Source organism: Prosthecobacter sp. (assembly GCF_044378005.1).
Lineage (GTDB): Bacteria > Verrucomicrobiota > Verrucomicrobiia > Verrucomicrobiales > Verrucomicrobiaceae > Prosthecobacter.
Window position 1 is genome coordinate 1 of the sequence record NZ_JBILYB010000170.1, and the last position, 11,914, is coordinate 11,914.

Annotated in this window: 7 protein-coding genes; 2 read left to right on the forward strand and 5 right to left on the reverse strand. The window is 62.3% G+C overall.

Annotation, left to right across the window (positions count from 1 at the left end; translation table 11 throughout):
• Positions 1-774: 774 nt before the first annotated feature.
• Both AC6FTP_RS22680 and AC6FTP_RS22685 read right to left on the reverse strand, forming a co-directional pair.
• On the reverse strand, positions 775-2,466 hold the full coding sequence (locus AC6FTP_RS22680; protein WP_497209190.1) for an ABC transporter permease: 1,692 nt from the start codon (positions 2,464-2,466) through the stop codon (positions 775-777).
• Between the two features lie 21 nt (positions 2,467-2,487).
• Positions 2,488-4,470 carry an acyltransferase family protein gene (locus tag AC6FTP_RS22685; RefSeq protein ID WP_497209191.1) on the reverse strand — a complete coding sequence of 661 codons (1,983 nt, stop codon included), beginning with the start codon at positions 4,468-4,470 and terminating at the stop codon, positions 2,488-2,490.
• Positions 4,471-4,659: 189 nt separating this feature from the next.
• Between AC6FTP_RS22685 and AC6FTP_RS22690 the strand changes: the two genes are divergently transcribed.
• The gene (locus AC6FTP_RS22690; protein WP_497209192.1) at positions 4,660-7,542 is read left to right on the forward strand and encodes a DUF1553 domain-containing protein; all 2,883 of its coding nucleotides are present in this window, start codon (positions 4,660-4,662) and stop codon (positions 7,540-7,542) included.
• On the opposite strand, the gene AC6FTP_RS22695 is transcribed toward AC6FTP_RS22690, so the two are convergent.
• From AC6FTP_RS22695 to AC6FTP_RS22705, 3 genes are read right to left on the reverse strand one after another with little or no spacing between them, the layout of a single operon-like run.
• Positions 7,543-7,938 (reverse strand): hypothetical protein, encoded by a 396-nt coding sequence (locus tag AC6FTP_RS22695; RefSeq protein ID WP_497209193.1) that lies wholly within the window; start codon positions 7,936-7,938, stop codon positions 7,543-7,545.
• Entirely contained in the window at positions 7,935-10,361 is a 2,427-nt protein-coding gene (locus AC6FTP_RS22700) for a DUF4838 domain-containing protein (RefSeq protein WP_497209194.1), read from the reverse strand. Before AC6FTP_RS22700 ends, AC6FTP_RS22695 begins: the two co-directional genes overlap by 4 nt.
• Positions 10,362-10,391: 30 nt before the next feature.
• Positions 10,392-11,441 (reverse strand): sugar ABC transporter substrate-binding protein, encoded by a 1,050-nt coding sequence (locus tag AC6FTP_RS22705; protein WP_497209195.1) that lies wholly within the window; start codon positions 11,439-11,441, stop codon positions 10,392-10,394.
• A 126-nt stretch (positions 11,442-11,567) separates the two neighbouring features.
• On the opposite strand from AC6FTP_RS22705, the gene AC6FTP_RS22710 reads away from it, so the two are divergent.
• On the forward strand, positions 11,568-11,914 hold a 347-nt coding region (locus AC6FTP_RS22710), incomplete at its 3' end, for a hypothetical protein (RefSeq protein ID WP_497209196.1).

An 11,914-nucleotide genomic window follows, 5' to 3' on the forward strand; every position in this document is an offset into this window, starting at 1 on the left:
CTTCCTGTCCTCGGTTTTGACCCTCCACACAAACTTTCTGACAGGCTCACAATCCGCCCTCAGGTTGAAGCAATCTGCCCTCAGATTGGAGCAATCTGCCCTCAGGTTGAGGCAATCTGCCCTCAGATTGGAGCAATCTGCCCTCAGGTTGGAGCAATCTGCCCTCAGGTTGGAGCAATCTGCCCTCAGGTTGGAGCAATCTGCCCTCAGGTTGGAGCAATCTGCCCTCAGATTGAGGCAATCTGACCCTGGAATTGGACCTCAAAAACTCAGTTGCGGAGGGCGTAGAACGAGTTTTCAACTCGGGGATGGGGTGGTGGGTGCCGTGCCATTGAGTACACCAGGAATTGCCGCCGATGGCTGGCATCCCTGCCGGGATGCGGAGACTGGGAACGGGGTGGGTCTGCCAACCGGTGGTGTCGGTCGCTAAGGCTCCCTCGACCACCGGCTACAGGCGGTGAACCCTGCCGGGTTCATGAGACGGGTGTCGAACGTAGAACGAGTTTTCAACTCGTACACTGGTGCCCCGAGTTTTGAACTCGGGGGTGGGGGATGGGCAGGGCTGACGCATCCAATCGGTCACTGATTGTCCATCAGGGCCTTAGTTACAGGATTGACATGATTCACAGGATGAACAGGATTTTTCAGACCTGTTCATCTTGATCCTCTTGTGAATCCTGTCGCAAAAAGCCCCTTTTCATGGGGATGCGCGAAGCCCTGGGGGATGGGCGAGATGCCATCTCGCTGCACCAGCCGACGACTTGAAAAGTCGTTCTACCGGAAGAGGGCACCGAGTTTCTTGCCGAGCAGGAGACTGGCTCCGGCGATGGTGACGGTGAGGAAGATCATGGCCCAGACGCCGAGGGCGGCGGCGAGCTGGGGGCCGTTCCCCAGGGAGAGGATGAGGGAGTAGATGGCCTTGGTGATGGGGAAGTGCCCGGCCTGCTGGGCGAGGATCATGGAGTCGCTGACCTCCAGCATGGCAAAGGCGAAGGCCAGCAGCCCTCCGGCGACGAGGTTCGGAGCCACGAGAGGGAGGGTGATCCTCCAAAGGGCGCGCTCAGGGGTGGCGCCGAGGTTTTGTGCGGCCTCCTCAAGAGCGGGGCTGACCTGCTGGAAGCCGGCGCTGGCGGAACGGACGACGTAGGGCAGGCGGCGCACGGCATAGGCGATGACGAGGATGAGCAGGGGGTCATCGCCGAGGATGAGCCAGTCGAAGGGCTGGCCGGGACGGGTCATGGCGAGGTAACCGAAGGCGATGACGATGCCGGGCACGGCGAGCGGGAGCATGGCCATCATGTCGAGGAGCTGGCGGCCCCAGATCCGGGTGCGGACATTGACATAGGCGACGCCGATGCCGAGGAGGAGGGCGATGACGAGGGCGAGGCCGGAGTATTTGAGGCTGTTCGAAATGGAGCTGAGGGTGAGCTCGTGACCGAGGGCGGCGTGGTAGTGGTCGAGCGTGAAGCTCTGCGGGATGACGGTGCCATACCAGTCCGTGGAGAAGCTGAGGAGGACGACACCGAGGTGGGGGATGACGGCCAGGAAGGTGATGAGGGCAAAGAAGGCGGTACAGGCGAGGCCTTTGCCGAAAGGGAGGCGGATGGTTTCCCGGGCCATGGTGGCGCGGCCTCCGCCGGTGCCGGAAGCGCGGCCAAACAAGGTTTTGCTCAGCAGGTAGATGAGGGTGCTGAAGGTGAGCATGACCACGACGAGGGCGTAGGGGAAGGGATTCTCGCTGAGGTCATTCAGAGAGCGGAAGATCTGCACGGCGGTGACGCGCTCGAAGTCGAAGACGAGGGGGACGCCGAGCTCGGTGAAGGCCCAGATGAAGACGATGGTGCCGCCGGCGAAGATGCCGGGCATGACGAGGGGCAGGGTGATGCGCCAGAGCCGCTTCCACGGCGGACAGCCGAGCGTGGCGGCGGCCTCCTCCATGGCGGGGTCCAGATTCGCCAGAGTGGCGGCGACATTGAGATAAAGGATGGGGTAGAGGTGGAGGACCTCCATGATGACGATGCCGGGCATCTGCCCCTCGGCGAACCAGTCGATGGGATGATCCCGGCTCATGAGGCCGAGGTTCATGAGGAGGCTGTTCAGCGCGCCCATCTGGCCGAGCATCGCCTTGATGCCGATGGCTCCGACGAAGGGCGGGAGGACCATGGGGGTGAGGACGAGGCTGTTGAGGATGGTTTTGCCCGGAAAGTCGTAACGTACGAAGAGGAGGGCGAGCGGGAGGGAGACGAGGAGGCAGCCGAGGGTGGTCCAGATGGCGATGAGGAAGGAATTGAGGAGGCCTTCGCGGTAGAGCTGGTTTTGAAAGACCTCGAAGATGAAGTCGAAGGTGAACTGGTGGTCTGGCGTCTCGAAGGCAGTGCGCACGGCGGTCCAGATCGGGAAGGCGAAGAAGCAGCCGAAGAAGGCGGCCATCACCAGGAAGATGATCAGGGAGAGGGTGCGGGACATGCGAGGATGGGGGCCGGGGGACTAGGGGACAGTTGGGCTGAAGACAGGCGCGAAGAGGGGCTTCAGCCGCAGGGCTCCCGCGATGGTGAGATGGTCGCCATCACCGTAGAGGGAGGTGCCGTTCTCCTCGATGAGGGTGCGCCCGGCGGAGTCGAAAAGGTGGGCGGAGGGATCGAGTACGGTGGCCCCGGCTTTCTGAAGCTCGGGCACGAGGCGGAGCATGACGCTGTTTTCCCTCTCATGGGCGGCGCGAGTGGTGGCCTGGAGCCGGGGATCGGGGATGAGACCGGGGCGCATGTGATGGAGGGCGAGGGCTTTCGGCGGATCGAAGGGAAGCTCGGGGACATCGAGGACGATCCAGACGCGGGTGCCTGCGCTGCGGAGCTGGCGGACGGTTTCCAGCAGGGCCTGGGAGAAGGCGGCGGGGTCCTTGCCAGTGCTCTCCTTCCAGTAGGCGGTGAGGATGGTGTCCGGGATGCGGCGATTGCGGATGATGTCCAGCACGGCGGCGGTCCAGGCGGGGCTGCGGGAGTCGAGCCCGGTGCGGCTGGGGCGGTAGTAGCCGAGGGCGGGGACGGTGGCGCTGTGGGCGGCGATGAGGCCGGAACTGCCCTGATCCCGGCAGCAGGCATCAAGCACGGGGATGAGGGACATGGCGTGGCTGTCGCCCCAGAGCAGGACGCGGTGGGCGGTGCCGGTGGTCTTTTGACCCAGCTCGGGGAGGGTGTCGCGGAAGGCGTCTTCAGGGTTGTCTTTCCAGGAGCGCTGGGAGCGGTCGAGCACACCGGCATTGGCAAAGCGCAGGACTTGGGGTTCGAGGCGATCAGGCAGCCCGGCGGAGCGGTCAATCCAGGCACCTGTGGCGAGCATGAGGGCCATGAGGCTGAGGGCGGCGGTGAAGAGGGAACGCCGTGTTTTGAAGCACAAACGACGGCGGACAGGTGTCTCGACCCAGCGCCACGAAGCCCAGGCAATGCCGAAGGCCAGTCCCATGACCAGGACGCGCACGGACCTCGGGATGTCATCCTTGGAGCCGGTGTTCAGGTAGTTCATGTAGGCGAGCACCGGCCAGTGCCAGAGGTAGAAAGAATACGAGACGAGCCCGACTTTGACGAGCAGCGGGGAAGCGAGAAGGCGGGAGACGGGGTTGCCACCGAAGAGGGGATTTCCCACCCAGATGAGCGCCGCCGTGGCGAGGCAGGGTGGCAGGGCGGCGAGACCGGGGAAGAGGGTGCGTTTGTCATAGACCGCACCGACGATGATGATGGTGAGGAGCGCGGCAGCGGCAAGCAGGGTGCGGCGGCGGTCGGTGAGGACGGGCCTGGTGTCCGGCAGGCAGGCCAGGCAGGCACCGAGCAGCAGCTCCCAGGCCCGCATGGGCAGCCAGTAGAAGGCGGTGTGAGCATCCCACCAGGTGGCGGCGATGGAGAAGAGAAAGCCGAGCCCGAGCAGCACGGTGAAGACGCGCAGGCAGGCGGCCTTCAGCGTCTGCTGTCCCTGGCGTGAGGACCAGCGCCGGAAGAGCAGCAGGCAGAGCAATGGCATGAAGAGATAAAACTGCTCCTCCACGGCCAGCGACCAAGTGTGCAGCAGCGGCTGCTCCTCCGCAGGACCGGCGAAGTAGCCGGACGAGTCATTCCAGAAGTAGAGATTCGAGATGAGCAGGACCTGCGCGACCAAGGAGGCACCGAGCTTTTGCAGCGCATCAGGGAATAGCAGCACCGCGCCAGCCGCCACGGTGAAAAGGGTCATCACGGCCAGGGCGGGGAAGATGCGGCGGATGCGGCGCTCCCAGAAATCCACGAGGCTGAAGGTGCCTGCGGCGAAGTCCTTCATCATGAGCGTGGTGATGAGGTAGCCGGAGATGACGAAGAAGACATCCACGCCCACGAAGCCGCCACGAAAGGTGATGTGCGCATGAAAGAGCACCACGAGCAGCACGGCGATCCCACGCAGGCCGTCGATGTCAGGACGGTAGGCTGGGGAGGAGGAGGGGGCGCTCATGCGGGAAAATCACAGATAGACTGGAGAGGGCAGATTCCGCAAGAAGCATCAGGCTTTGAGGCGGTGAATGACGAGTGCTTCAGGACCCTCTGCCAGCGGAGAAAGGCAAGTCGATGCCTGTGTCTGCGATCTGCGAACAGCCACCCCCTGAAAGAGGGCTTTCAGCGGAGGCGTTAGCGTAGGCCCCGCATGAGAAACACCCTTCTGATCGCCTGTCTTTTTGCCCCCGCCATGATGCACGGGGCAGTGTCTGATCAGGCGGAGCAGCAGGAGTTCTTTGAAAAGCGCATCCGCCCGCTGTTGATCGAGCATTGCATCGACTGCCACGGCCCGGACAAGCAGAAGGGAAGCCTTCGCCTCGATCATCAGGCAGGCTGGAAAAATGGCGGTGACTCCGGCCCCACGCTGATTCCCGGCAAGGCCGAGGAAAGCCTGCTCTGGAAGGCCGTGAGTTACGAGGACCGCGATCTCAAGATGCCGCCGAAGAAGAAGCTCTCCGAAGCGGACATGGCCGACCTGAAAACCTGGATCTCCAGCGGCGCGCATGATCCCCGCAACGAGATCCCCGGCGGTGCAAAGCATGGCTCGCAGCCAAAGGTGGACGGCAGCTTCTGGTCCTTCCAAGTGCCGCAGAAATCAGCCCCGCCAGCCGTGAAGAAATCCGACTGGCCCGCGAACGACATCGACCGCTTCATTTTGGCAAAGCTGGAAGCCCATGGCCTGCAACCCGCGCCCGATGCTGACAACGCCACGTTTCTCCGCCGCTTGTCCTTTGATCTGATTGGCCTTCCGCCCGAGAAGACTGAGATCAAGGATCTCAAGGCCGAGATCGAGCGACAGTTCGCGACGCCTGCCTTCGCCGAACGCTGGGCCTCGCACTTCATGGACCTTTCGCGCTTCGCTGAGTCTTCGGGCGGTGGTCGCTCGCTGCCGTTCAAAGACGCGTGGCGCTTCCGCGACTACCTCATCGAGTCGATCCGCGATGACGTGCCGCTGGATCGCATGATCACCGAGATGATCGCTGGAGATCTTCTGCCATCAAAGAATGCCGCTGAGCGTCGTCGTCAGCTCACCGCCACCGGCTTCCTCACCCTCGGCCCAACGAACTACGAGGAGCAGGACAAAGGCATGTTGCGCATGGACATCGTGGACGAGCAGCTCGACACCCTCGGCAAGTCCTTCCTCGGCATGACCATCGGCTGCGCGCGCTGCCACGATCACAAGTTCGATCCCGTCCCCACGCGCGACTACTACGCGCTCGCTGGCATCCTGCGCAGCACGAAGACGCTCAAGAACTACACCGACAACGTCGCCCACTGGATCGACACGCCGCTGCCCTTCGATGGCGAGCATGAGGCGCAGCTCGTGAAGTTTGAAGGCGTGCTCGGGAAGCTCGAAAAGGAAGCCGCCTTGCTTAAAGATCAGCTTCGTGATGCTGGCAGCGTCGCTCTGCGGAAAAAGAAGAGCCTCAGCACCACGGATCTGCCCGGAGTCGTTGTCGATGACAGCGAGGCGCAGAAGGTCGGCGAGTGGAAGCTCTCCAGCATGTATCCCCCCTTCGTCGGCGGCGGGTATTCGCATGACCTGAACCGTAATCGCGGTGAGAAGACGATGACCTTCACACCGAAGCTGCCGGTCGCGGGACGCTATGAAGTCCGTGTGGCTTACAGCGGCGGTCCTGGTCGCGCCGAGCGCATCCCGGCCACCGTGCTTCATGCCGATGGCGAGGACCTCGTGTATTTCAAAGAAGCCACCGAAGCCTTCAACGGGCTGCAATTCATCAGCATCGGCACCTGGCGCTTCGAGGCCACCGGGCAGAACTTTGTCATGATCTCCAATGCCGGGGCCGAGGGATATGTGACCGTCGATGCCGTGCAGTTCCTGCCCGCCGAGGCCGACATGCCGGACATGCCCGCGAAGAAAGCATCGACGGCGGAGAAGGAACTCAAGACTCGTCTCAGTGAACTCGAGAAGCAGATCAAAGAGATCAAGAAGACCGCACCCACTCGTCCTGAAGCCATGACCGTGGCCGATGACGAGCAACCTGAAGATGCCCGCATCCACATCCGTGGCAGCATTCGCAATCTCGGTGCTCCTGTGCCACGCGGCTTCCTGCAAGTCGCGATGAAGGGCGATGTGCCCGCGATCCCCGCCGACCAAAGCGGACGCCTCCAATTTGCCCAATGGCTCACCAGTCGCAGCAATCCACTCACCTCCCGCGTGATGGTGAACCGTGTGTGGCATTGGTTGTTCGGTGCCGGCATCGTGCGCACCACCGACAACTTCGGCAGCACGGGCGAGGCTCCCTCGCATCCCGAACTGCTCGACTACCTCGCCGTGAAGTTCATGGAGGAAGGCTGGAGCCTCAAACAGCTCGTGAAGGAGATGGTCATGAGCCGGACGTATCGGCAGTCATCGTCCGTAGTTCGGGCTTCAGCCCGTCAGGAAGGTTCAGAGAACGGGCTAAAGCCCGAACTACAAACAGATCCCGACAACCGCCTGCTCTCCCACATGAACCGCAAGCGTCTTGATGCCGAGTGCATCCGCGATGCCATGCTCGTCGCGGCGGGAACGATGGAGACCACGTTCGGCGGTCCGAATGTCGGCGGGGCAGGGAAGGTGGACTCCAATGATCAGAAGATCCAGATCCTCGAATACGGCTTCAAGTTCGATGACACCCGCCGCAGTGTTTACACCGCCGCCTTCCGCAACGTGCGCCATCCCTTGTTTGAGGTCTTCGACTTCGCCGACATCAACCAGCCCATCGGCCAGCGCACCACCAGCACCGTCGCCACGCAGGCCCTCTTCTTGATGAATAACCCCAAGGTCATCGAGCAAGCCCGCTCCGCCGCCACCCGCGTCCTTGGCGAAGCCAAAGAAACCCCCGAGCGCCTCCAGCTCGCCTACCGTTACTCGCTGAGTCGTGAACCCAATGCCAAGGAACTCGATCTTGCCCGCGACTACCTCGAAGCCTCCATCTCCGGCAACGCCACCGACGACGAAATCCGCGATGCCTGGGCCCGCCTGATCCAGACGCTCTGGGCCACCCCGGAGTTCCGGTTTGTGAAGTGATCAAGCCTTCACCGGCAGCAGCAGATGCAGCTCGGTGAAGCTGCGGTAGAACTCCAGCGCGGGTCGTGAGGGGTCGGCTTCATGCTCGGAGGCCATCTGGGCGAAAAGCTGACCGAGTTCCGTGATGTGGTTCTGCCAGTCTTCGAGCTTGATGCGGGCACACGGGCCGCCGGGGACTTCGATCACGGGCAGGCCGGTGACGCGTTCTTCGAGGTCTCCATCGGAGACGAGTCCGGCGAAGTATTCGCCTTCGCGGATCACGCCGTAGGCTTTGCGGCCTTTGATCTTCCGCTTTGCCTCAATCTCCTGCCATGCGGCGCGGATTCCTTCGGGGAAGGACTTGGCTTTGACGGCGATGAGCCGGAGTGGCGGCTGCTGGATGATTGTCGATTTCATGGCGTGGCATCTTTGAGGATGACCTCTTCGGGCAGCAGAAGCTCGCTGGCATCTCGTGCGAGACAGGGCGGCACGGTCATGAGGTGGCGATTTCCAGCGCTGTGCTTGAAGCTCCAGAGCTTACCGTCTTCGCCAGCGGGCACGGGGATGCTGAAGTAGCCGGGTTTGTCGGGGAACGTGTGGGCAGTTTTGCCGGAAGGATCGAGCAGGAGGCCCGCACCTTCGCTGAAGCCGCCGATGATCTTCGTGCCCTTCGGCACATAGAAATAGAGATGCCAGCGGCCAAAGAGCTTCGCGGGTTGCTCCTGGCTGCTGATGATGGTCATGGGGATGCCATCGGGCCAGGTGATGAGGGTGCCCTGGGTGGCATCGCTGACTTCGATTCGGTGCAGGCCAGGGAACTTGGTTGGCAGTTCGATAGCGTGCTCGGCCTTGTCCGGTGGGATCTCGAAGTGAGCCACGGACTTGAGTTCCGCTTCGGCGAGCGGGAAGAGGGCGACCTTTGCGGTGCCTCGGTTTGGGTAGATGATGCCTGCCTGTCCGGTGAGCTTGATCGTGGCGGGCTCTTTGTTGATCCACGTCCAGAAATCGCGCACGCCGCGCAGGTAGATGCCGGCATTGCCTCGCGGCACTTGGGGAAGCTTCAAGGCCGTCGCGGGGATGAGTTTGGTGCTGAAGGAGACGGGCGTGAAGTCGAGCAGCTTCCGCTTTGCGATGCCATCGCGGATGAAGGCTGTGATCTGATCGGCGGTGAAGGCTTCGTCGGACTTCCAGGGGTTCGTGGCGTCGGGATCGCTGTATTTAGCGAGCTCGGGCAGGGCGATGGCTTTGTCGCGATTCGGCAGATCACGCCAGAGGGCTTTCACATGCACCATGCCGGTGTGGCGGATGCGCCAGATGAAGCGGAAGAGCTGCTCGAAGGCGGCCTGCCGTTCCTTTCCCTGAGTGGAGGCGTGGTCGTGATACAGCTCCACGTAGCGGGTGTAGAGCGTGAGATCGCCGAGACGTGCGCGGATGGCGGCGTCGTTGCTCAAAGAGTGCGCTTCATCGAGCAGGCGATACATTCTGCCGAGCAGGTCATCGCTGAGGGCCTGGCGCTTCGTGCCATCGAGCAAGGTATAAAACTTCGCCATCGGTGCGCTGGCGGGGCCGAAGGATTTATCGAGGAAGTCGGCGACGAGGGCTTCGACGTTCTTTGCCTCCTTCACGTCCCACATCATGCGCGTGGCGAGGTAATAACCGAGGCCGTTGGGGCCGAAGTTGTCGCTGGATTCCGCCGACATGAAGCGCGCCCCGCTTTGATGAAAGTGCGGAATGGTGGTGCGCAGGTAATCGAGGTTCCCACCGCGTGCTGCACCGGGAAGATCACGATCCCAGGTGTTCACGCTGTAGTATTCACGGATGCCGAGTGTCTTCGTTTTGGCCTGCCAGCCCGAGATGAGCTGGTCGATGGTGTAACCGCCACGGATGAAGCCGGTGGCCACGCTGATGACGACCTGCGGATGCGCCTCGATGGAGGGCGGCGGCGAGTGCTCGTTGTAGGCATACATGCCGATGAAGCGGCCCGGATGTTTCGCATTCACGGCCTCAGCGACTTCATTCGCCAGCAGCAGCGCGCGATCACTCGCGCTGCCGATCTTCGCGCAGTCGCTGCATTCACACCAGCCGCCGCCATCGCTCGGATCGCAGGAGATGGAGTCGAGCGTCGGGTCTTTGGCAAACTGAGCCAGGGCATCTGCCACTACGAGTTTCCGCAGATCGGCATTCGCGGTGCAGAACTTCGGCTTCTGGCGCCTGCCCTCCACGAGCGCGAGGTATTCGGGATGCTTGGCAAACTCGGCCTCGTGGCGTTTCATGATGCCATCGTAGGCATGACCGGTGCTCAGGGTGATGCCCGAGGTGGCCCGGTTGCGGCGATTCCATTCGTCATAGACGGCATCGCGTTCTTTGAGATAACCAAATCCAGCCCAAATTCGCCGCGCGTGGTAGTCGGGCGATTCAGTGACGTCGATGTCGATGCCCAGTGATGGCAGGTGCGGAACGATCTCCCAGATTTTGCCAGGAAAGAACTGCCTGAAGCCGAGGCGATGCAGTAGATCCCACACCGCATGCTCCACGGCCTGCGGCGAGTTGCCGATGATGACGAGCCGGTCCTTCTCCGAACGAATGGAGTAGTCCTCGCGAGCCGTGATGGGGATCGTGGCGGGATTGAGACTGAGCAGGATGCAACGCGGCACGACTGCCGTTTCCACCATGAATGCCGCCCCTGTGATGCGCTGGAGCATGGCGGCGAGTTCGATGCCGATGCCCTGGGTCTGCTCAGAAACGACGATGGGGAGCAGTGCGCGCCCATTTTCAGCCAGCCGCAGATTCTCGGCGTGAAGAGATGTGGCGAGGAGTGTGAGGAGGAGGGCTCGGATCATACCTCAGGGGAGGAACCAGACTTCGAAAGGTCACTTGGCGAAGACTTCGGTTTCTTTGCGGAACCCGTCCTTCACGACGGTGTCGCGGATATTGTCTTTGGTCACAGCGACGATGTCCAGCAGCACGCTGGGCACGGCGACTTTGCCATTGTCCGTCTCTGCTTTGGCGATGAGGGGCTGGCGTTTGGCGAGTTTGAAGGCGAGGTCGGCAGCACGTTTGGCGAGTTGGGTGAGCGGCTTGTACACGGTCATCGTTTGTGTGCCGGCGACGATGCGCTGGCAGGCGGCGAGGTCGGCGTCTTGGCCAGTGACGATGACTTTACCGGCGAGGCCTTCTTCGATCAGTGCCTGGATGGCTCCGCCCGCCGTGCCGTCGTTGCTGGCGAGGATGGCATCGATGTTCTGCCCAGCTTTGGTGATGGCGGCGTTGGTGATCTTCTTGGCGTTCTCGGGCTTCCAGTCCTCGGCCCAGTCTTCGAAGACGACCTCGACTTTGCCTGCGTCGATGAGCGGTTGGAGGATGTTATCCTGGCCTTGCTTGAAGAGCTTGGCGTTGTTGTCCGTTTTCGCGCCGTAGATGCGGATGAGGCGCATCTTGCCACCGGCGGGGATTTTGTCGGCAAGGAACTTGGCCTGGAGTTCGCCGACCTTGATGTTGTCAAAGGTGATGTAGAGGTCCGTCTCGGCATCGGTGATGAGGCGGTCGTAGGACAGGACGGGGATGCCCTCTGCATGGGCCATCTCGACGGCGCGGGCCATGGCGGCACCGTTGTGAGGGATGATGACGAGGGCATCGACCCCGGCGGTGATGAGGCTTTCCACATCGCGGAGCTGGCGGGTGTCGTCGCTATTCGCCGAGCGCACCTCCACCTGCGCGCCGAGTGCCTCGGCCTGGGCGATGAAGAGATCACGATCCGCGATCCAGCGCTCCTCTTTCAGTGTGTCCATGCTCAGGCCGATGACGGGTTTGCCGGAGCCTTTGGCCGCAGCAGAGGAGCCGCCTTTGCCTCGGGATAAAACGAGACCGGTGGCGATGCTGAGGATGCAGGAGACGAGGACCAAGATGATGCGGGCATTCATGACGCTGCACGCTCTACCCAGCGCCGGAGGAAATGGGAAGCAAAAAGGCGGCGCGATGTGTCGGGAACGACAGGAAGAGATGGTGAGCGAGGCCCGTTCTAGGTGCTCCTCATTTTCCCCAACCCCATGCGCACGTTCCTCGCTCTCTCTGTTTTATCCCTCACCACACTCCATGCTGCCGAGGTCTTCGAGGCGGCACTCGGCCGTGAGGTGGAACTCCCCAAAGGCAAGGAGGCCGACGGCATCCGCGGTGACTTCGTGCTGCGCAGTGACAAGGTGGAGGCCACCATCTCCCACAATGCGCCTCTCCGCCGGGCGAACATGAGCACCTTCTACGGGCCCGATGGCGTCTCGCCGGGCTGCCTCTACGATCTGACTCTGCGTGGTGCGGCCAATGATCAGCTCGTTTGTTACGGCCCCGCCGGCCATGGCGAGGTCTCGTATGTGAAAACCGTCGCCACCAAGAGCGGAGG

Bases quoted from the DNA above. Each gene is read 5' to 3' on its own strand.
- AC6FTP_RS22680 (WP_497209190.1), bottom strand. From the start codon at position 2,466: ATGTCCCGCACCCTCTCCCTGATCATCTTCCTGGTGATGGCCGCCTTC.
- AC6FTP_RS22690 (WP_497209192.1), top strand. From the start codon at position 4,660: ATGAGAAACACCCTTCTGATCGCCTGTCTTTTTGCCCCCGCCATGATG.
- AC6FTP_RS22700 (WP_497209194.1), bottom strand. From the start codon at position 10,361: ATGATCCGAGCCCTCCTCCTCACACTCCTCGCCACATCTCTTCACGCC.
- AC6FTP_RS22695 (WP_497209193.1), bottom strand. From the start codon at position 7,938: ATGAAATCGACAATCATCCAGCAGCCGCCACTCCGGCTCATCGCCGTC.
- AC6FTP_RS22705 (WP_497209195.1), bottom strand. From the start codon at position 11,441: ATGAATGCCCGCATCATCTTGGTCCTCGTCTCCTGCATCCTCAGCATC.
- AC6FTP_RS22685 (WP_497209191.1), bottom strand. From the start codon at position 4,470: ATGAGCGCCCCCTCCTCCTCCCCAGCCTACCGTCCTGACATCGACGGC.